Below are 19,437 nucleotides of genomic sequence, written 5' to 3' on the forward strand. Positions count from 1 at the left end.
CGCGGTCGAGGTCGAGGTCGAGTGCGTCATCGCCGGCCGCTAGCTCTTCTCGCTCTTGGCGACCTGGGTCACCGAACGCGTGACCTGCTCGGGCGACTTGGAGCCGGCGATGAGCGCGGCGACGCTGTCGTTGATCTCCTGGCCGACGGCGGGGGCGTAGGCCTGGTCGAGGTAGAGCTGGAAGCCGGTGGCGTTGTTCAGGGCGTTCGACACGGCGGTGAGGTTGGGGTCGGTCAGCGCGGGGCGCGCGTCCTTGGACACCGGTATCAGGCCGGTCTCCTTGACGAGCGTCTCGGCGAACTGCTTCTCCGCGAAGAACTTCAGGAACTCCACCGCCGCGTCCGGCGCCCCCTTGCGCACCGCGTGGCCGCCTCCTCCGCCGAACACCTCGGTGAGCGCGCCCTTTCCGCCCTCCACGGAGGGGAAGGAGAAGAAGCCCAGGTCGTCGCCGATGCCCTTGCCCGAGTCCTTCTCGACGGTCGGCGCCCACTGGCCCATCAGTTCCATGGCCGCCTTGCCGTTGCCCATCAGGGCAGCCTCACCGTTGGGGTCGGAGTAGGCCCCGCCGAGGAAACCCTTCTGGAAGGGTTCGAGCGCGACGAGGTCCTTGAGGTGCTGGCCGGCCGTGACGAACCCCTCGCCGGTGAAGTCGGCGTCGGTGGCCGCCTTCTGCATCGCCTCCAGCCCGGCGACGCGCATCGACAGATACGCCCAGTAGTACATGCCGGGCCACTTCTCCTTGCCGGCCAGCGCGATGGGCGTGATCCCGGCGCTCTTGAGGGCCCTGACGGTGTCGAGATAGCCGGACCAGGTGGTGGGCGGGGTGTCGATCTTGGCCTTCTTGAAGAGCGCCTTGTTGTACCAGAAGCCGACCATGCCGATGTCGAACGGGACCGCGTACGTCTTCTTGTCGAACTGGTAGGCCGCCAGTGAGGCGGGCACATAGTCCTTCGTCCAGGAGGCGGTCTCGTCGGTCAGGTCCTCGACCAGACCCGCGTCGATCTGCTGCTTGAGGACTCCGCCGCCCCAGGTGTGGAAGACGTCCGGCAGTTTCCCGGAGGTGGTCAGCGCGGTCATCTTCGACTTGTACGCCTCGTTCTCCAGCGTGACGATCTTGACCTTCACGTCCGGGTGCGCGGCCTCGAAGTCCTTGGCGCGCTGGGCCCACAGCTTCTTCGCGGGCTGGGTGGTGGTGATGTTCCACCACTCGATCGTGGTCTTGCCCGAACTGTTCCCGCTGTCGGAGGAACCGCACGCACTCAGGGCGGCCGCCCCCAGTCCGGTCGCCGCGGACGCCGCCAGGAACCTCCGGCGGGAGAAAGAGGTGTAGGTGTTGCCCAACGCTCGCATCGCACACCTTCCGGAAGAGGGCCGATAATTATCGGCCGAGTGCGCCGGAAGTTACGGGGGTACGACAGACGTGTCAACGCCCCTGACAAATATCGACAGTTCTCGATGTGCAGGCCGGTGGGAGCTGGTCGCGCTGACCCTGGCGCCCCTTCAGGCGCGCCAGGGTCAGCGCCCCTTCAGGGGCGCGGGGAACTGCGCGACCGGCCACGAATCACCCGCAGCCGCCGAACCGCCCTCGAACACCCCGCCCCTGAGGCGCCCCTCAGCCCCGTCGCGCCGTACTCGCCCTAACGACCAGCTCGGTAGCCAGTTCAACCCTCGGAGAGACCGGGTCCTCGCCCAGCGCCAGCCGGAGCACCGTGCGCGTGGCCAACTTCCCCATGTCCGCCAGCGGCTGCCGCACCGTCGTGAGCGGCGGCGCCGACCACCGGACCTCCGGCAGGTCGTCGAACCCGACGACACTCATGTCCTCGGGCACCCGCAACCCCCGCCGCCGCAACGCCTCGATCGCCCCGAGCGCCATCTGGTCACTCGCCGCGAACACGGCGGTCGGCGGTTCCTCCAGGTCGAGCAGCGTGTTGCAGCCGTCGAAGCCGGCCTGATGGTAGAAGTCCCCCGGCACGATCAGCGCGTCGTCGACCGCGACCCCCGCGCCGTCCAGCGCCGCCCGGTACCCGTCGAGCCGCGCCCGCGAGCACAGCAACCGCACGGGCCCGGCGACAAAGCCGATCCGCCGGTGCCCGAGACCGAGCAGATGCTCCGTCGCCGCCATCCCGCCCGCCCAGTTGGCGGCGCCGACGGTCGGCACGTCGAGGGTCGGGGACCCCGCCGGATCGATCACGACCAGCGGCACCCCGAGCCGCCGCAACTCCTCGTGCAGCCGGGGTTCGAGGACCGAGGTCACGAGGATCACGCCGTCCGAGGCGCGGGCGCGCAGATTGGTCATCCACTGCCGGGCCGAGCCCGACGCACCGTGGATGGCGGAGACGACCGTGCCCACCCCGGAGGCGTGCGCGACCTCCTCGACCCCCCGGATGATCTCCACGGCCCAGGGGCTGTCGAGGTCGTTGAAGACCAGGTCGATCAGGGCCGCCCGGTCACCGGGCGCGGACGACCTGCGCTGGTAGCCGTGGCGCCGCAGCAGGTCCTCGATGCGGGCCCGGGTCTCCGGCGACACGTCGGAGCGGCCGTTGACGACACGCGACACGGTGGGCACCGAGACGCCGGCCTGCCGGGCGATCTCGGTGATCGTCACCTTGTTCTTGATGCTCTCCCGGGCCACTGCGCCCACCTCCGTCGACACGTCGAACCGCCCCTCTACCGTTCCACACCCACACACGAAACTTTGCAGGAGTCTTCCGGAAAAGCGAGGTCGGCGTGAAGCCCGGCTGGAGACGAAGGCGTCAGGAGACCGACTCGAACCGCCACCGATGGACCGCGCGGGTCACCAACTCCCCGTCCGGATCAGGGAGTTCGGGCAACTCGGCGTCGTAGGGAGCATCCCACCAGGTGATGACGAGCACCCGGTCCTGCGGCGCGCGCAGGACCTCCTGCCGCAGCGGCTCGCTCGCCAGCTCCAGCCCCCGCACCCAGGCGAGCAGTTCCTCGCCCCGCCCGGGGACGGCCCGCGCCTCCCACATCAGCGCGACGCTCACGAGTACAGGTTCTCCTTGGAGACCTCGTGCACGTGATCATGATCGTGGCCAGGGCCGTGGTCGTGGCCGTGATCATGTGAACGGCCGGGCACATGCGGGTCCGTCACCGGCAGTGAGGAATCGGCCGACAGGTCCCAGTCGGAGGCGGCCCGGTTGCGGGAGACCATCTCCGCGCCCAGCGCGGCCACCATCGCCCCGTTGTCCGTGCACAGCTTCGGCCGCGGCACCCGCAGCCGGATCCCCGCGGCCTCGCAGCGCTCCTGCGCGAGCGCCCGCAGCCGGGAGTTCGCGGCCACGCCACCGCCGATCATCAGGTGGTCGACGCCCTCGTCCTTGCAGGCCCGTACGGCCTTGCGGGTCAGCACGTCGACGACCGCCTCCTGGAAGGAGGCCGACACGTCACGCACCGGCACCTCCTCGCCCGCCGCCCGCTTGGCCTCGATCCAGCGGGCCACGGACGTCTTCAGACCGGAGAAGGAGAAGTCGTACGCCGGGTCGCGCGGCCCGGTGAGCCCGCGCGGGAAGGCGATCGCGGAGGGGTCGCCCTCCTTCGCGTACCGGTCGATGACCGGACCGCCGGGGAAGCCGAGGTTGAGCACGCGCGCGATCTTGTCGAAGGCCTCGCCCGCGGCGTCGTCGATGGTCGCGCCCATGGGCCGTACGTCGGAGGTGATGTCGGTCGAGAGCAGCAGGGACGAGTGGCCGCCCGACACGAGCAGGGCCATCGTCGGCTCCGGCAGCGGGCCGTGCTCCAGCTGGTCCACGCAGATGTGGGAGGCGAGGTGGTTGACGCCGTACAGGGGCTTGCCCAGCGCGTAGGCGTACGCCTTCGCCGCCGAGACCCCGACGAGCAGCGCGCCGGCCAGCCCGGGCCCCGCGGTGACGGCGATGCCGTCCAGGTCCCTGGCGCTCACCCCCGCGTCCTTGAGCGCCCGGTCGATGGTCGGCACCATCGCCTCCAGGTGGGCGCGGGAGGCGACCTCGGGCACGACGCCGCCGAAGCGGGCGTGCTCGTCGACGCTGGACGCGACGGCGTCCGCGAGCAGCGTGTTGCCGCGGACGATGCCGACGCCGGTCTCGTCGCAGGAGGTCTCGATACCCAGGACCAGCGGTTCGTCAGCCATTGCTCTCTGTTCCTTGTACGCCGTTTACTGAGGGTGAACCCGGGCCGGAGCCGCTGTCGGACGCGGTGCGCATCCGCATGACCAGGGCGTCGACGTTGCCCGGCTGGTAGTAGCCGCGACGGAAGCCGATGGGCTCGAAGCCGAAGCGCTCGTACAGCTTCTGCGCGCGGACGTTGTCCACGCGGCACTCGAGCATGACCTCGGCGCACTCGAACGCGGTCGCGGCCCGCAGCAGCTCGGTCAGCAGCCGGGCGCCGAGGCCGGTGCCCCACTGATCACGTCGTACGGCGATGGTCTGTACGTCGCCCAGGTCGCCGGAGGCGGCCAGCCCGGCGTATCCGACGAGTCGGCCGCTCTCGGTCGCCACCACGTACCGGCGCGTCGCCCCGGGCCCGCGGGCGTGGGCCAGCTCGGACCAGAACATCCCCCGCGACCAGGCGTCCTCGGGGAAGAGGTCCTTCTCCAGCTCCAGTACGGGATCGATGTCCCACCAGCGCATCTCGCGCAGCTCGGCGGTCACTTCGGGGTGACCACCTTGTAGTTCTTGGGCACCTGGGCGTCCGGGCGGCGCAGGTAGAGCGGCCGGGGCGCCTCGAGCTCCTCGCCCGCGGCGAGTTTCTCCGCCGCCAGGGACGCGAGCGCGCCCGCCGAGACGTGCTCGGGGGCACGGGCGTCCGGGAAGGTGTCGGGATAGAGCAGCGCACCCGCACCCACGGCGGGCATACCGGCGACCGTCCCGGCGATGTCGGCGGGCCGGTCGACGGCGGGCTCGGAGGCACGCGTACGGGGGTCGTCGTACAGCGCCCAGTACACCTCCTTGCGCCGGGCGTCCGTCGCGACGACGAACGGGCCCTCGACGCCGGTGCCGTCGGCGGCGTACGCGAGCCCGTCGAGGGTGCACAGGCCGTGCACGGGCACGCCGAGCACGAGGCCGAAGGTGTCGGCGGTCATGAGGCCGACGCGCAGCCCCGTGTACGGGCCGGGGCCTACGCCCACGACGATGCCGGTGACGGCGTCCAGCTTGAGGCCTGCCTCGGCGAGCACCCGGTCGACGGCCGGCAGCAGCAGCTCTCCGTGCCGGCGCGCGTCCACCTGGCTCGACGAGGCGATGACGGACGTGCCGTCGTGCAGGGCGACGGTCACGGCGGGGGTGGCGGTATCCAGAGCGAGCAAGAGCACGCAAACAGCCTACGGCGCCCGAGCGGGACGCACGGCCGCCCCGGTCTGCGGGGCGGCGGCTGCTACCGTCACCACAAAGGACGTAATGGACACGAACGCGGTACGAGAGGCGGGTACACAAGGTGGCTAGGAGCAGCTCGGGATTCGTGGCCGGGCTCACCGCGGCGGCTGTCGCGGTGGTCGGCTTCCTCGCCTACCAGGCGTCCGCGAACGTGCCCGACACCCTGGGCAAGCCCCTCGCGGGCGCGTCCAAGGTCCCCACCACGAAGGCACCCCGGGACAAGAAGAACCCGGTGGCGCTGCCGACCGCCTCGGGCAGGGGTGAGCGGGTCGTCTACTCGGTCGACGACGACCGCGTGTGGCTGGTCGCCGCGAACAACAGGACCGAGCGCACCTTCAAGGTCACCCCCGGCACGGTGGACCCGGCGGTCGGCACCTACGCCGTCACCTCCCGGTCCAAGGCCGTCACCGGATCGGACGGCGCCCAGATCGAGCACGTCGTCCGGTTCGCCCTCGTCGACGGCGTGGCGATCGGCTTCAGCTCCGCCATAGACGGCTCCACGGGTTCCCCCGACTCCACCAAGAAACTCGGCGGTATCCGGGAGACCCGCAAGAACGGCACCGCGATGTGGAACTTCGCGACGATCGGCGTGAAGGTAGTCGTCATCCGGTAGTCGGCGGACCTGTACTCATCAGCGGACCTGCGCAGGAGCGCCCCGAAAGGGGCGCGGGGAACTGCGCGACCAGCCCCCACCGGACCCGCACCCGAAAACCCGCCCTCCAGCGGAGCGCTCACGCAGCTTTGCGGGGCGTCTCCGCCGCACGCGGAGCCTCCGGCATGGGCGCCCGAGGCGGCGTGGACACCGCGTCGGCCGCCGCACACGACGCCAAAAGGTCCCGCATCGACACCCCACCGCACGGCTGCTGCACCGGCGCGTCACGTTCCGAAGCCGACATGGACGCCTCCTGGGGATTCGGGGGCAAGCGTGGTTAGGTAGACCTAACTACGGACTGAGGTCCATGTGACCACGGCCGGGACGCCGAACGCAACATCTTGCCGACGACTTGTCGGAACCTTCACGTCACCCGGAACCCTCACCCAGGGTGATCAAGCCGCGAGCACGCTCAGATCGGTCGTCGCCCAGCGCTCCCCGAGCCCGGTGAGCGTGACGTGCCGTACCTCGTCCGTGGTGTCACCGACGGCCCGGTGGATGACGACGTCGAGCCGGTCGTCGGTGAGCTCCTCGACCTTGCCCTCGCCCCACTCCACGACGATCACCGAGTCGGAGAGCGACACGTCGAGGTCGAGGTCCTCCATCTCGTCGAGACCGCCGCCCAGCCGGTACGCGTCCACGTGCACGAGCGGCGGACCGTCACCGAGGGAGGGGTGCACACGGGCGATGACGAACGTCGGCGAGGTGACCGCGCCCCGTACGCCGAGCCCCTCACCGAGGCCGCGGGTCAGCGTCGTCTTGCCCGCGCCGAGCTCCCCGTTCAGCATCACGAGATCGCCCGCGCGCAGCAGCTTGGCCAGGTGAAGGCCCAACTCCCGCATCTGTTCTGGCGAGTTGACGGTGATCCGGACGTTCACGCCCTCGGCGGCGGGCTCAGCCGGGTTGTGCGCTGCTGCTGGTGCTTCCATAGCCACCCACGGTAGCCCCTGCCGGGACGGCGCCCGCGCGCATCAGAAGGTCGGCGAGACGGTCTATGACCACCTCGGGGTGCTCCAGCATGACCAGGTGCCCGGCGTCCGGGACGAGCACCAGTTCGGCGTCCGGCAGCAGGTCCGCGATCGCCTCGCTGTGCTCACTCGGTGTCACCATGTCGCCGACCCCGGCCAGCACCAGCACCGGCAGTTCGGCGAAGTACGCGAGGGCCTCGGTCTTGTCGTGCTCGGTGAACGCCGGGTAGAACTCCGCGACGACGTCGATCGGAGTGCCCTCGATCATCCGTTCGGCGAAGCGCACGATGGCCGGGTCGACGTCCCGGGACGCGAACGAGTACCGCTTGATGATCCCCGCGAACAGGTCGGCCGTGGCCCGCCGCCCCCGCTCCACCAGGGCGGCCTGCTGACCGAGCGCCTTCAGCACACCGGGAAGCACCCGGCGCACCGCGTTGACGCCCGCGACGGGCAGCCCGAAGTTGACCTCGCCGAGCCGCCCCGACGACGTACCGACGAGCGCGACGGCGACGACCCGCTCGCGAACGAGGTCCGGATACCGGTCGGCCAGCGCCATGACGGTCATCCCGCCCATGGAGTGCCCCACCAGCACGATCGGCCCCTCCGGCACGGCCGCGTCGATGACGGCCTTCAGGTCCTGGCCGAGCTGGTCGATGGAGACGGGCGTGCCGTCCTTCGTCTGCGCGACCCCGCGCCCGGAGCGGCCGTGACTGCGCTGGTCCCAGTGCACCGTGCGCACCACCCCGCGCAGCGCGGCCCGCTGGAAGTGCCAGGAGTCCTGGTTGAGGCAGTACCCGTGGCTGAAGACGACGGTGACGGGGGCCGGGGCCTTGCGCCCGAAGAGCCGGCGCCGGCGTGGGGTGAACGTCACATCCTGCTCGATGTCGTCCACCTCGTAGTACAGCTCGGTGCCGTCGTCGGCGTACGCCTTGCCCGGCGTGCCGCGCAGCGAGCCGTACGGGCCCGTCGAGTCGAGCGCGAGGCGGGCCTTGTTGCGCATGCCGCGGCCCACCGTCAGCCGCTCTATGGCGACTCCGGCGGCGGCGCCCGCGGCGACCACGCCTATGGCGACGCCGGCGATACCGGCCTTACGCCAGTTCCCGGCGGCGGAGGCGACGGCCGCCGCGGCGACGTCCGTGACGGCCTCCGCGCTGCTCTCGCTCACGTACCGCTCCTCTTCGCCGGGGTGTCGTTCACTTCAGAAGGTCGTGCTGGGGGTGGTGCCGGTCGTGCTGAGGGTGGTGCCGGAGGTACCGCCGATGGTGCAACTATGTCCTGTTGCCCTGTTGTCCTGCGCGGGGCACCCCCTGTACTCCTTGCGGGTTACCCGCCTTGTTCCTTATTCACGTATACGCGCGGCACTCGGGTTCCGATCCGGGTGACGATTTCGTACGCGATCGTCCCCGCCGCCCGCGCCCAGTCCTCGGCGGTCGGCTCGCCCCGGTCGCCCGGACCGAACAGGATCGCCTCCGAACCGGGCACCGGCTCGTCCCCGCCCAGGTCGACCACGAACTGGTCCATCGCGACCCGCCCCGCCACCGTCCGCCACTTGCCGCCCACCAGCACCGGTCCGGTGCCGGAGGCGTGGCGCGGCACGCCGTCCGCGTAGCCGACGGGAACGAGGCCGAGGGTGGTGGCACCCGCGGTGACGTAGTGATGCCCGTAACTGACCCCGTGGCCCCCCGGTACGTGCTTCACCAGCGCGAGGGACGCGCTCAGCGTCATCACCGGGCGCAGCCCGAAGTCGGCCGGGGTGCCGATCTCGGGGCTGGGCGAGATGCCGTAGACCGCGATCCCCGTCCGTACGAGGTCGAAGTGGCTCTCGGGGAGGGTCAGCGTGGCCGGCGAGTTGGCGATGTGCCGCACCTCGGGGCGCACGCCCCGCTCCTCGGCGTACGTCACCATCTCGCGGAAACGGTCCAGTTGGGCACGGATGGAGGGATGCCCGGGTTCGTCGGCGCAGGCGAAGTGCGACCACAGACCGGTGATGTCGATCAGCCCGCGTTCCTCGGCGCCCAGTGCCTCGCGCACGAGTTCGGGCCAGTCGGCGGGCTGGCAGCCGCCGCGCCCGAGCCCGGTGTCGGCCTTGAGCTGGACCCGGGCGGCCGTCCCGACCGCCTCGGCCGCGGCGGTGACCTCCCGCAGGGCCCACATCCCGCTCACCGACACGTCGAGGTCGGCCTCGATGGCCTCCCGCCACGGCCCGCCCGGCGTCCACAGCCAGCACATGATCCGGCTGTCGGTCAGTCCGGCCGCGCGCAGGGCGAGGGCCTCCTCGGGGGTGGCGGTGCCGAGCCAGGTGGCGCCCGCCTCCAGCGCGGCGCGGGCGCACGGGACCGCCCCGTGGCCGTACGCGTCGGACTTGACCACGGCCATCAAGGCCGCGGAGGGCGCGTGGGCACGCAGGGTCCGCACGTTGGCCCGCAGGGCGGACAGGTCGATCTCTGCGCGGGCGCGCAGGGGTGCTGTGTCGTTCATCGCGCCCCCAGTGTCTCAGAGGGGCCCGAGGGCCCCCGGAGGACGGTCAGGTGCCGGCCCTGCGGCCCCACACGTACACGTGGTCGCCCGTCTTGGTGACGTTCCACAGGGAGCGGGCGTCGGCGAGGCGCAGATTGACACAGCCGTACGAGCCGTTCGGGTCGTAGATGCTGCCGTAGATGGCGTGGAAGGCCTCTCCGCCGCTGAAGAACTGGCTGTACGGCATCGGGGTGTTGTACAGCGTCGACCAGTGGCTCTTGTGCTTCCAGTAGACCTTGAACCAGCCGGTCCTGGTCCGGTACCCGGCCCGCCCGCTGCGCATCGGCACCGGTCCCCACAGCACCTTCTTCCCCTTCTGGACCCAGGTGAGCTGCCGGGTCAGATCCACACACGCGACCCGATACGACCGCACGGGACACTTCCTGGCCGCGTTCGGGTTCTTCTTCGCGGACATCAGCTGCATCCGGGCCCAGGTGACGGGGCCGGCGAAGCCGGTGTTCGGCTTGATCCCCTCCTTCGTCTGGAACGCCCGGATGGCGGCGCAGTCCCTCGCCGACTGCTTCCCGTCGACCTTCAGCTTCAGCCAGCGCTCGACCTGCCGCTGGTACGGCCCGGTCAGCTTGCTGCACGTCACGGACTTGCCCGCGACGGCCTCACTGAGGGGGACGTACTCGATGAGCGCGTCCGTCTCCGTGGGGGCGTCCCTCGGCTCGACGGCGTCCTCCTGCGCGCTCGGTGTGTACACCCTCGGCGGCAGCATCTGGTCCGGCGTGTCCACCTGCCACGACTGATGGGGCCCCGGCGGCACGCCGGGCACCAGCTCGCTTCCCGGCCCGGGCGCCGGGGGCCCGGCCACCGCCACCGCGCTCTCCGCCGGCATCACCACCAGCAGCGCGAGGAGCACCCCCACGCTCCCGCGTCTCATTCGTCTGCTCATCATCATGCGACCAGCGATACGCAACCCCGGGGCGAGCGGGGGTGAGCCGCGCGGACGGGGTCCCCCGTAATGGGCAACGCAGCGCCCCCTTAAGGGGCGCGAGGAACTCCGCGCCCAGCCCCTACAGCCCGCGGCCAAAGAACCCACCCGGAGGGAGCTGGGGCGAAGCCCCGCCCCAGGGGCGCGGGGAACTGCGCGCCCAGCCCCCACCCACCCGCGGACAAAGAACGGCGCAGTCAGCGGAGCGCGTCGCGGACGTCCCGCCAGGCCTCCGGAATCGCCGCCGCGACATCATGCGCCCCCAAGGGCGCCCCGTCCGCCGCCAGCCTCCCCGCGAGCCCATGCAGATACGCGCCCACACTCCCCGCGTCCAACGCCGACAACCCGGCCGCGAGCAACGACCCCGCAAGCCCCGACAGCACGTCCCCGCTCCCGGCCGTGGCCAGCCACGCCGTCCCCGTCGGATTCACCCGCACCGCACCGCCCCCCGGATCGGCGACCAGAGTCGTCGACCCCTTCAGCAGCACGGTCGCCCCGTACCGAAGCGCCAACTCCCGCGCCGAAGCCAGCCGAGCCGCCTCCACCGACTCCCGCGAGACCCCGAGCAACGCCGCCGCCTCCCCGGCATGCGGAGTCATCAGCGTGGGCGCGGTACGGGCCCGTACCGCGGACCGGTCCGCGAGCCGCAGCCCGTCCGCGTCCACCAGCACCGGCACATCCGCCCCGAGCACCTGCGCCACCGCCGACGCGTCGTCCCCGACCCCGGGCCCCACCACCCACGCCTGGACCCGCCCGGCCCGTGCGGGCCCCTGGTCCGACACCAGCGTCTCGGGAAAGCGGGAGATCACGGCGTCCGCCGCGGGCCCGACGTACCGCACCGCCCCCGCCCCACCCCGCAACGCCCCGGACACGGCGAGTACGGCGGCCCCGGGATACCGCGCGGACCCGGCCGCGATCCCGACGACCCCTCGCCGGTACTTGTCGCTCTCGGCCCCCGGCACCGGCAGCCGCGCCGCCACGTCCGCGTGCTGAAGGGCCTCCAGTCCGGCCTCCTCGGGCAGTTCGAGCCCGATGTCGACGAGGCGTACCGAACCGGCGTACTCGCGCCCCGGGTCGATGAGCAGCCCGGGCTTGTGCGTCCCGAAGGTCACCGTCAGATCGGCGCGGACGGCGGTGCCCAGGACCTCTCCGGTGTCGGCCTCGATCCCGCTCGGCAGGTCCACGGCGACCACGGCCGCCCGGGAGTCCGCCGCGTACGCGGCCAGCGGCACCGCCTCGGGCCGCAGCCCGCCCTTGCCCCCGATGCCGACGATCCCGTCCACGACGAGGTCGGCCCGCAGGATCAACTCCTCGGCGGCGCCGGACCCGGCCACCGTGCCCCCGGCCCGCCGCAGCGCGGCCAGGCCCGCGCCATGCGTCCGTTCGGGCACGAGCAGCACCGCGGTGACCCCCGCCCCCCGCCGCGCCAGCCGGGCCCCGGCGTACAGGGCATCGCCCCCGTTGTCCCCACTGCCTACGAGCAGCACGATCCGGCTGCCGTACACCCGTCCCAGCAAGTCCGCGCAGGCAGCGGCCAGTCCGGCCGCGGCGCGCTGCATCAGCGCACCCTCCGGAAGCCGCGCCATCAGCTCACGCTCCGCCGCCCTGACCGTCTCCACGCTGTACGCAGTACGCATGGGTCGAGTCTCCCGTACGCGGGCTCACCGCGCCGCCCCGGCCGCCGGACAACCGCCCTCCCCTACCCCTCCGCCACCACCACGGCCGAGGCCACCCCCGCGTCATGGCTCAGCGACACATGCCACGAGCGGACGCCCAGTTCGGCCGCGCGCGCCGCCACCGTCCCCGTCACCCGCAGCCGCGGCCGGCCGCTGTCCTCGACGTAGACCTCCGCGTCCGTCCAGTGCATGCCCGCCGGAGCGCCCAGCGCCTTGGCGACCGCCTCCTTCGCGGCGAAGCGCGCGGCCAGGGACGCGATGCCGCGGCGCTCCCCGTTCGGCAGGTGCAACTCCTGATCCAGGAAGAGCCGATGGGCCAGCCCCGGCGTACGCTCCAGCGCCGCCAGGAACCGGTCGATCTCGGCCACGTCGATACCGACCCCGATGATGCTCATGCCCAGCACCCTATGGGCCGGACGGCCGCCGACGTGCCGACCTCTCGGCGTTGATTGCGCGAGCTCAGTGCTCGGCGTTCTTCGGCACGGTGATCTGGTGCTCACCCCAGCTCATCCGCGTCGTCGCCTCGTAGTTCACCGTCGTACCCGCGTCGAGACCCGCCTCCCGGGCCCTGGCCGACGGTTCGACCAGCACGCTCTGCTCGCAGAGCATCGCGCCGGTGGACGGGTCCACGACCAGCCGCTGCTGCACGCTCCCCAGCGGGGTCCGCGCCGTGCCGGGGAACGCGACACCGACGCCCTCACGCCCCAGTGGATCGGTGACACGCCCGAGCCCCCGGACGCCGGGCAGGTCCGCGATCACCCGATACGCGGCCGCCCGTACGGCGGGCTTCACCGGCATCGTGATGAGGTCGGCCGCCTGGCGCAGCACATAGGCCGTGCGGCCGCCGCCGGTCTCGGCACCGCTGCTGTCCTCCCCGTACAGCTTCTCCAGCTGACGGCGCAACTCCCCACTGCTGGAGGGCAGTTCGCGCAGATCCTGGTACGAGACGTTCCGCGGGCCGAGGGCGTAGATCTTGTCGTCGGCGTCCGTCCGCATGACCATCGGCCGCCCGGTTCCGATCCTGTACCCCAGCGTGCCCTGTCCGGCCGCTGTCGAGGCCTCGGCCTGCACGGTGACGGGCGAGCCCGCGGCCCGCCAGCGCGCCTTGTCCGCCTCGGTGCGGGGCGCGGTCACGTCGTCCAGACCGGAGACCATCAGGCTCTGGGTTCCCGGACGCACACCCACCGACCACTCCCCCCTCGACGTGGTGCGCACGGCGAAGAGCTGTCCCTTCGCACCGACGACGTTCACGTCCTGCGAGCGCGTGGTGGTCTGCCAGTACGTTCCCTCGGCGGCCGGTGTCTCCGCCTTCTTCGCCACGCTGAGCAGTTCGAGGCGGCCGTCGACCTGGACGTCGGCACGGCCCTCCGACGCCGCCGATGCCGACCCCGCCGTGGCGGCCGAGGACTGCGGGTGGGCGCTCGCGCGCACGCCTGAAGGATCCTGCCCGTCGAGCGTGCTCACGACCACCACGGACGCCGCGACGGCCGCGACAGCCACGACGGTCCCGAGCGGCCGGATCCCGACCCACAGGCGCCGCGGTTCCTGGGAGCGTGCCGCGCCACTGTCCGTCGCTCCGGCCAGGATGCGTGCCAGGTCGTCGTGCTGCCGCGGGGAGTCGGCCAGCCGGGCCGGGTCGAGTTCGTCGGGCCGGGCGTCCGCGAGCACCCTCATGACGTCGGGCCGCCCGGACCGTGCGTGGGTGTTCTTCATGTGAGTGCTCCTTTGCGATCGGTGCTGCGGTGCGGGGCCCGAGCCGGCGGCACTTGTGCGGCCGGCGCGTGTGCGGGTGACGCTTGTGCGGGCGGCACCCGTGCAGGGGGCGCTTGCGTGGCCGGCACCCGTGCGGGCGGCGCTTGTGCGGGGGCTACGGACGCCGTCTCCGCCGGGGACACCGCCTCCAGCGCTTTCTCCAGACGGCGGCGGGCCCGGTGCAGCCGGACGGTCAGCGTCGCGATGGTGCAGCCCAGGACCCGTGCCGCCTGCTTGGGGCTCAGCCCGTGCCAGGCGATCAGAGTCAGCAGCTCCCGGTCGGCGTCGGACAGACTCGCCAGGGCCTGCAACGCGGCTTCCCGGTCGGTCACGTCCGCCGCGACGTCACCGACGTCGCTCCGGGCCCCGCTGCTGATGCGCTGCGCCTCCTCGGCGGCGAGGGCGTACTGGTGGCTGTCCCGGCGGCGCAGTTCGCGCACCAGGTTGCGGGCCACTCCCAGCAGCCAGGGCAGCGCGGGTTGCGGAATGTCCCGCACGCGCCGCCAGGCGACGGTGAACGTCTCGCTCGTGATGTCCTCGCCTACCTGTCGACCCACCAGACTCGTGGCATAGGCGAGGACGCGCGGATAGCACTCCTCGTAGACATCCCTGAAGCGTTGGGCATGTGTCACACGCCATCCCCTCATATCGGCTCTCTCACCAAGCAATGCGCGTGAGCGCCCACTTCTTACAGGGCGAGCCGAGATTCATGCGGTGTGGTCCGCGTCACGCCGGGGAGGGGTGAGGGTGCCCGATACCGAACGAGCGGGAACGGCCGCAGCCGTTCCCGCTCGATCTCTGTGCTGTACGGCCGGACGAGTCCTGGCCCGGATCTCTCAGACGGTGCCGGAGTCCGCGATGACGATCTTCTTGGACGTGGTGCCGGAACGGCTGCCGAGCTTCTCGACGGCCCTGACGACGTCCATGCCCTCGACGACCTCACCGAAGACGACGTGCTTGCCGTCGAGCCAGTCGGTGACGATCGTGGTGATGAAGAACTGTGAGCCGTTGGTGTTCGGGCCGGCGTTGGCCATGCTCAGCAGACCCGGCTTGGTGTGCTTGAGCTTGAAGTTCTCGTCCGGGAACTTCGTACCGTAGATGCTCTTGCCGCCGGTGCCGTTCTCGTTGGTGAAGTCACCACCCTGGAGCATGAAGTCCGGGATGACACGGTGGAACGGCGAGCCCTTGTAGCCGAACCCGTTCTGGCCGGTGGCCAGCTCACGGAAGTTGCGGGCTGTCTCCGGGACCACGTCGTCGTACAGCTTGAACTCGATCCGGCCGAGCGGCTCCCCGTCCGCGGACACCTCGAAGAAGACGTTCTGTCCCATGGCACTGCTCCTCTTGTATTCGAAAGGTCGTGTCCGAGAATAAGAGGGCACCGGCCCACAGGTCGCAGCGGGAACCCCCACAGCGGGACAAACGGCCTAACGCCACCATCGGAACGAGCCTCCTGGCCGGCCCTAGTCACCATCGCTGCTGGACTGATTCGCACTCCGTCGCCCGTTGCTCTTCGCGGCGGCGCGCACCAGCTCCCCCACGACGAGCGTCACCGCCGCCACGCCCCGGACCCAGCGGGGCCCGCCTCGCGACGCCCACACCACACACACGCACCCACCGATGACAAGCACCAGAAGACCGGCCAGCACCAGAACGCCCATGTTCCCCACCCTGCATTCGCATATCCGTACGGTGCGGGTGATCCTCTCAGGGGGGAGGGCCCCGCGGGACGCCCGCCCGAAACTAGGCCGCCGCCAGCTCGCACCACACGTACTTGCCGCGCTGCCCGTTCCTGGCCAGCGGCTGCCAGCCCCACAGATCGGCGCAGGCCCGCACGAGGGCGAGGCCGCGCCCCTCCTCCGCGTCGGCGACCCGTTCCCACGGCAGGGACGGCTCCGGCGGCTGCGGGTCCGCGTCCCAGGCGCCGATGCGCAGGACCCCGGCCCGCCACTGCACCCGTAGCGCCGCCTGACCCTTCGTATGCCGTACGGCGTTGGAGACCAGCTCGGCCGCGACCAGCTCGGCGACGTCGGCGAGGCGGATCAGTCCGTGCAGGGTGAGGATCAGGCGGACGGTACGGCGACTGACGGTGACGGCACGGAGGTCGTGGGGGATGTACATCATGTACTCCCAGGGTTCGGCGACGGTTTCGGGCATGGGTGAACTCCGTTCGGGTGGTGGGGGGTTGCAGATACGCGGCGGTGGCGGGCGGTGGCATTGACGCAACCGTCCTGGCAGGACGGAGCGGTGCGCTTCCGGTGCCCCGGGGTTTCGCAGCGTGTGCGTCGCGTCACCGACGGTAGACCTAGTTTTTTAAGTTTCGCAAGCCGGTCGCGTAACCTGACCCCCGAACGAGTCGCGCTTACAGGCGCGTTGGGAGGAGCACGCGATGGCGTTGAGGCGCGAGCCAACGGCACGTCAGATGCGCCTGGCCGTCGAGCTGCGCAGGCTCCGCGACGCGGCAGGCCTCACGGCTCGTGAGGCGGCAGCACTGCTCGGCGTAAGCTCCGCGCAGATCAGCCAGATCGAGTCGGGCCTCACAGGCGTGAGCGAGAAGCGGCTGCGCCGTCTTGCGGCCCACTACGTGTGCACCGACGAGGTGTTCATCGACGCCCTGGTTGCCGTGGCGACCGACCGGACACGCGGCTGGTGGGAGGAATACCGAGGGGCGCTACCCACGCCGTTCCTCGACCTTGCCGAGCTGGAGCACCACGCCACATCCCTGCGGGAGGTGCAGTTCCTCTACATTCCCGGCCCACTTCAGACGGAGGACTACGCCCGCGCCGTTTTCTCCTTTCGGGTCCCTGAACTCCCCGATGAAGAGATTGAGTTGCGCGTCCGCCACCGGATGCAGCGCAAACTGATCCTCGAAGACACCCCATACGAGGCAGTCATCCACGAGGCGGCGTTGCGCATCAACGTCAGCGACCGCTCCGCCTCACGAGCCCAACTCTCCAGCCTCGTCGAACTTTCCGAAGCGGACCACATCACCGTACGCGTCATCCCGTTCGCCCTGGAGGGCTTCGCCGGTGCCGCAAGCGCCATGGTGTACGCCGGAGGAGCCGTACCCGAGCTGGACACCGTCGTACGCGATGCACCCCACAGCACGGCTTTCATCGACGCCGAAGCTCAACTCGGTGCCTTTCGAACGCTCTTCCGTAAGGTGGAGTCTGTATCGCTCGACGCCGAGCGGTCACGCGACTTCATCTACGAGCTGACAAAAGAGCTGTGAGGCACCGCATGGACACCCCCGACAACTGGCGCAAGTCGTCCTACTCGGGTCCGGGCGACGGCAACTCCTGCGTGGAAATCGCAAACGACCTCACCCGAGTAGCGATACGCGACTCCAAGACCCCGGCCCGAGCCACCCTCACTTTCCCGGCCGGAGCCTTCACCCCCTTCATCGATGCCCTGCGCACCGACTTCGCCAGGTTTCGCGAAGGCACAGCGTGACCGCCCCCTCCAACTGGCGGAAGTCTTCCTTCTCCGACGGCGGTGACGGCAACGACTGCGTGGAGATAGCCACCTCACACACCCACGTGGCTGTTCGCGACTCCAAGGCCCCGGCCGACCGCACCCTCACCTTCCCGACCGGCGCCTTCGCCACCTTCATCGGCGCCCTGAAAACAACTCACTCCACCGTCACCGACTTCGCCAGGTTCCGAGGCTGATCCACCTCGTTCCCCCGCGCCGTCGCCAGTTCACACGCGAACACCTGCAACGGCACCGTCGCGACAAGCGGCTGAAGCAGCGTCGGCGTGGCCGGAATCCGGATCAGGTGGTCGGCGTAAGGCACCACCGCCTCGTCACCCTCCTCCGCGATCACGATCGTGCGCGCACCCCTCGCCCGGATCTCCTGGATGTTGGACACGATCTTGTCGTACAGAACCGAGCGCCCGCGCGGGGACGGCACGACGACCACGACCGGCAGATCGTCCTCGATCAACGCGATGGGCCCGTGCTTCAGCTCACCCGCCGCGAAGCCCTCGGCGTGCATGTAGGCGAGTTCCTTGAGCTTGAGGGCGCCTTCCAGGGCGACCGGATAGCCGACGTGCCGCCCCAGGAACAGCACGGTCTTCTTGTCGGCGAGCGATCGTGCGAGCTCCCGTACCGGCTCCATGGTCTCCAGGACGCGTTCCACCTCGCCGGAGATCTGGGACAGGTCCCGGATGACGGCCTGGATCTCGTCGCCCCACTTGGTCCCACGCACCTGGCCCAGGTACAGCGCGACCAGATAACAGGCGACCAGCTGCGTCAGGAAGGCCTTGGTGGACGCGACGGCGACCTCAGGACCCGCGTGCGTGTAGAGCACCGCGTCCGACTCGCGCGGGATCGTCGAACCGTTCGTGTTGCAGATCGCCAGCACCTTGGAGCCCTGCTCGCGGGCGTGCCGCAGCGCCATCAGCGTGTCCATGGTCTCGCCGGACTGGGAGATGGCGATCACCAGCGACCGCGTACCGAGAATCGGATCCCGGTACCGGAACTCGCTCGCGAGCTCCACCTCGCACGGGATCCGCGTCCAGTGCTCGATGGCGTACTTGGCGATCAGCCCGGCGTGGAAGGCGGTCCCGCAGGCCACGATGACGACCTTGTCGACCTCGCGCAGCTCGTGAACCGGGATCCGCACCTCGTCGAGCGTCAGTGAACCTGCCGCGTCGATCCGGCCCAGGAGCGTATCGGCGACCGCCTTGGGCTGCTCGGCGATCTCCTTGAGCATGAAGTAGTCATACCCCCCCTTTTCCGCGGCCGAGGCGTCCCAGTCGATGTGGTACTTGCGCACGTCCGCCGGACGGCCGTCGAAACCGGTCACCGTCACGCCGTCCCGGCGCAGCTCCACCACCTGGTCCTGACCCAGCTCGATCGCCGACCGCGTGTGGGCGATGAACGCGGCGACATCCGAGGCGAGAAAGGCCTCGCCCTCTCCAACGCCCACCACGAGCGGCGAGTTCCGCCGCGCCCCCACCACCACGTCCGGAGCGTCCGCGTGCACCGCGACCAGCGTGAACGCGCCCTCCAGGCGGCGGCACACCAGCCGCATCGCCTCCGCCAGGTCGTCGCACGCCGAGAACTCCTCGGCGATCAGGTGTGCGACCACCTCGGTGTCGGTCTCGGAGGCCAGCTCGTGCCCGCGCTCGGCCAACTCGGCACGCAGCAGCGCGAAGTTCTCGATGATCCCGTTGTGCACGACGGCGACGCGCCCGGCGTTGTCGAGATGCGGATGGGCGTTCGCGTCCGTGGGCCCCCCGTGCGTGGCCCAGCGCGTGTGCCCGATCCCCGTCGACCCGGTCGGCAGCGGCCGGCCGACCAGCTCCTTCTCCAGGTTGACCAGCTTCCCGGCCTTCTTCGCGGCGGCGAGCCCCCCGTCCGCCAACACGGCGACGCCCGCCGAGTCGTACCCCCGGTACTCCAGCCGCTTCAGCCCGGCCATCACCACATCAAGCGCCGACTGCGACCCCACGTATCCCACGATTCCGCACATGCGCCGCAGCCTAAGCGCCAACAGCCTCCCGAACCCGGCACTCCGTGCCCGAATTCGGAAATTCCAGCCGCCTTTCGCAGGGTCCCCCGG

22 protein-coding genes are annotated in these 19,437 nt (G+C 70.9%); 4 read left to right on the plus strand and 18 right to left on the minus strand.

Going from position 1 to position 19,437, the window contains the following annotated elements; translation table 11 throughout:
* Positions 1-39: 39 nt before the first annotated feature.
* The 6 genes from KVT44_RS42675 to tsaB form a co-directional block, all read right to left on the minus strand.
* A complete protein-coding gene (locus KVT44_RS42675; protein WP_217573352.1) occupies positions 40-1,341 on the minus strand; it encodes an extracellular solute-binding protein in 1,302 nt (433 codons plus the stop codon).
* Positions 1,342-1,612: 271 nt separating this feature from the next.
* Positions 1,613-2,632: a LacI family DNA-binding transcriptional regulator gene (locus tag KVT44_RS42680; protein ID WP_060895778.1), complete on the minus strand. Its 1,020-nt coding sequence runs from the start codon at positions 2,630-2,632 to the stop codon at positions 1,613-1,615.
* 121 nt (positions 2,633-2,753) lie between these two features.
* Positions 2,754-3,005 (minus strand): hypothetical protein, encoded by a 252-nt coding sequence (locus tag KVT44_RS42685; protein WP_190169972.1) that lies wholly within the window; start codon positions 3,003-3,005, stop codon positions 2,754-2,756.
* A complete protein-coding gene (tsaD, locus tag KVT44_RS42690; protein ID WP_217573312.1) occupies positions 3,002-4,129 on the minus strand; it encodes a tRNA (adenosine(37)-N6)-threonylcarbamoyltransferase complex transferase subunit TsaD in 1,128 nt (375 codons plus the stop codon). Before tsaD ends, KVT44_RS42685 begins: the two co-directional genes overlap by 4 nt.
* Positions 4,122-4,628: a ribosomal protein S18-alanine N-acetyltransferase gene (gene rimI, locus KVT44_RS42695; protein ID WP_099925452.1), complete on the minus strand. Its 507-nt coding sequence runs from the start codon at positions 4,626-4,628 to the stop codon at positions 4,122-4,124. Before rimI ends, tsaD begins: the two co-directional genes overlap by 8 nt.
* Before the next feature lie 17 nt (positions 4,629-4,645).
* Entirely contained in the window at positions 4,646-5,308 is a 663-nt protein-coding gene (tsaB, locus tag KVT44_RS42700) for a tRNA (adenosine(37)-N6)-threonylcarbamoyltransferase complex dimerization subunit type 1 TsaB (protein ID WP_099921102.1), read from the minus strand.
* Between the two features lie 122 nt (positions 5,309-5,430).
* On the opposite strand from tsaB, the gene KVT44_RS42705 reads away from it, so the two are divergent.
* Entirely contained in the window at positions 5,431-5,982 is a 552-nt protein-coding gene (locus tag KVT44_RS42705; protein ID WP_099921103.1) for a hypothetical protein, read from the plus strand.
* A gap of 434 nt (positions 5,983-6,416) precedes the next feature.
* Here KVT44_RS42705 and tsaE read toward each other — a convergent pair whose 3' ends face one another.
* The 11 genes from tsaE to KVT44_RS42755 all read right to left on the minus strand — a co-directional run bounded on the left by tsaE (position 6,417) and on the right by KVT44_RS42755 (position 16,025).
* Positions 6,417-6,950, minus strand: a complete 534-nt coding sequence (gene tsaE, locus KVT44_RS42710; RefSeq protein WP_095853078.1) for a tRNA (adenosine(37)-N6)-threonylcarbamoyltransferase complex ATPase subunit type 1 TsaE — start codon at positions 6,948-6,950, stop codon at positions 6,417-6,419.
* Positions 6,916-8,154, minus strand: a complete 1,239-nt coding sequence (locus KVT44_RS42715; protein ID WP_067367025.1) for an alpha/beta fold hydrolase — start codon at positions 8,152-8,154, stop codon at positions 6,916-6,918. The genes tsaE and KVT44_RS42715 overlap by 35 nt, the downstream gene beginning before the upstream one ends.
* A 158-nt stretch (positions 8,155-8,312) precedes the next feature.
* Positions 8,313-9,467 carry an alanine racemase gene (gene alr / locus KVT44_RS42720; RefSeq protein WP_190169970.1) on the minus strand — a complete coding sequence of 385 codons (1,155 nt, stop codon included), beginning with the start codon at positions 9,465-9,467 and terminating at the stop codon, positions 8,313-8,315.
* Positions 9,468-9,513: 46 nt separating this feature from the next.
* Positions 9,514-10,392, minus strand: a complete 879-nt coding sequence (locus KVT44_RS42725; RefSeq protein WP_217573314.1) for a L,D-transpeptidase family protein — start codon at positions 10,390-10,392, stop codon at positions 9,514-9,516.
* Between the two features lie 248 nt (positions 10,393-10,640).
* The gene (locus KVT44_RS42730) at positions 10,641-12,080 is read right to left on the minus strand and encodes an NAD(P)H-hydrate dehydratase (protein WP_217573316.1); all 1,440 of its coding nucleotides are present in this window, start codon (positions 12,078-12,080) and stop codon (positions 10,641-10,643) included.
* A gap of 62 nt (positions 12,081-12,142) precedes the next feature.
* Positions 12,143-12,514, minus strand: a complete 372-nt coding sequence (locus tag KVT44_RS42735; RefSeq protein WP_060895278.1) for a holo-ACP synthase — start codon at positions 12,512-12,514, stop codon at positions 12,143-12,145.
* Between the two features lie 64 nt (positions 12,515-12,578).
* A complete protein-coding gene (locus KVT44_RS42740; protein WP_217573318.1) occupies positions 12,579-13,832 on the minus strand; it encodes a CU044_5270 family protein in 1,254 nt (417 codons plus the stop codon).
* Complete coding sequence (locus KVT44_RS42745; protein ID WP_217573320.1) at positions 13,829-14,503, minus strand: RNA polymerase sigma factor; 675 nt, start codon at positions 14,501-14,503, stop codon at positions 13,829-13,831. Before KVT44_RS42745 ends, KVT44_RS42740 begins: the two co-directional genes overlap by 4 nt.
* Before the next feature lie 204 nt (positions 14,504-14,707).
* A complete protein-coding gene (locus tag KVT44_RS42750) occupies positions 14,708-15,199 on the minus strand; it encodes a peptidylprolyl isomerase (RefSeq protein ID WP_099921110.1) in 492 nt (163 codons plus the stop codon).
* 132 nt (positions 15,200-15,331) lie between these two features.
* Positions 15,332-15,529: a hypothetical protein gene (locus KVT44_RS58880; protein WP_099925453.1), complete on the minus strand. Its 198-nt coding sequence runs from the start codon at positions 15,527-15,529 to the stop codon at positions 15,332-15,334.
* Between the two features lie 82 nt (positions 15,530-15,611).
* On the minus strand, positions 15,612-16,025 hold the full coding sequence (locus KVT44_RS42755) for an ATP-binding protein (protein ID WP_190169965.1): 414 nt from the start codon (positions 16,023-16,025) through the stop codon (positions 15,612-15,614).
* Between the two features lie 232 nt (positions 16,026-16,257).
* On the opposite strand from KVT44_RS42755, the gene KVT44_RS42760 reads away from it, so the two are divergent.
* The 3 genes from KVT44_RS42760 to KVT44_RS42770 are packed head-to-tail and all read left to right on the plus strand — an operon-like array spanning position 16,258 to position 17,539.
* The gene (locus KVT44_RS42760; RefSeq protein ID WP_217573322.1) at positions 16,258-17,100 is read left to right on the plus strand and encodes a helix-turn-helix transcriptional regulator; all 843 of its coding nucleotides are present in this window, start codon (positions 16,258-16,260) and stop codon (positions 17,098-17,100) included.
* An 8-nt stretch (positions 17,101-17,108) separates the two neighbouring features.
* Positions 17,109-17,321, plus strand: coding sequence for a DUF397 domain-containing protein (locus KVT44_RS42765; RefSeq protein WP_217573324.1), 213 nt, complete (start codon positions 17,109-17,111; stop codon positions 17,319-17,321).
* Complete coding sequence (locus tag KVT44_RS42770; protein WP_217573326.1) at positions 17,318-17,539, plus strand: DUF397 domain-containing protein; 222 nt, start codon at positions 17,318-17,320, stop codon at positions 17,537-17,539. Before KVT44_RS42765 ends, KVT44_RS42770 begins: the two co-directional genes overlap by 4 nt.
* On the opposite strand, the gene glmS is transcribed toward KVT44_RS42770, so the two are convergent.
* Positions 17,500-19,347: a glutamine--fructose-6-phosphate transaminase (isomerizing) gene (glmS, locus tag KVT44_RS42775; RefSeq protein ID WP_075028502.1), complete on the minus strand. Its 1,848-nt coding sequence runs from the start codon at positions 19,345-19,347 to the stop codon at positions 17,500-17,502. The two genes, KVT44_RS42770 and glmS, sit on opposite strands and share 40 nt — an antisense overlap.
* Positions 19,348-19,437: the final 90 nt, after the last annotated feature.

This window comes from Streptomyces sp. GbtcB7 (genome assembly GCF_019091445.1).
GTDB lineage: Bacteria > Actinomycetota > Actinomycetes > Streptomycetales > Streptomycetaceae > Streptomyces > Streptomyces mirabilis.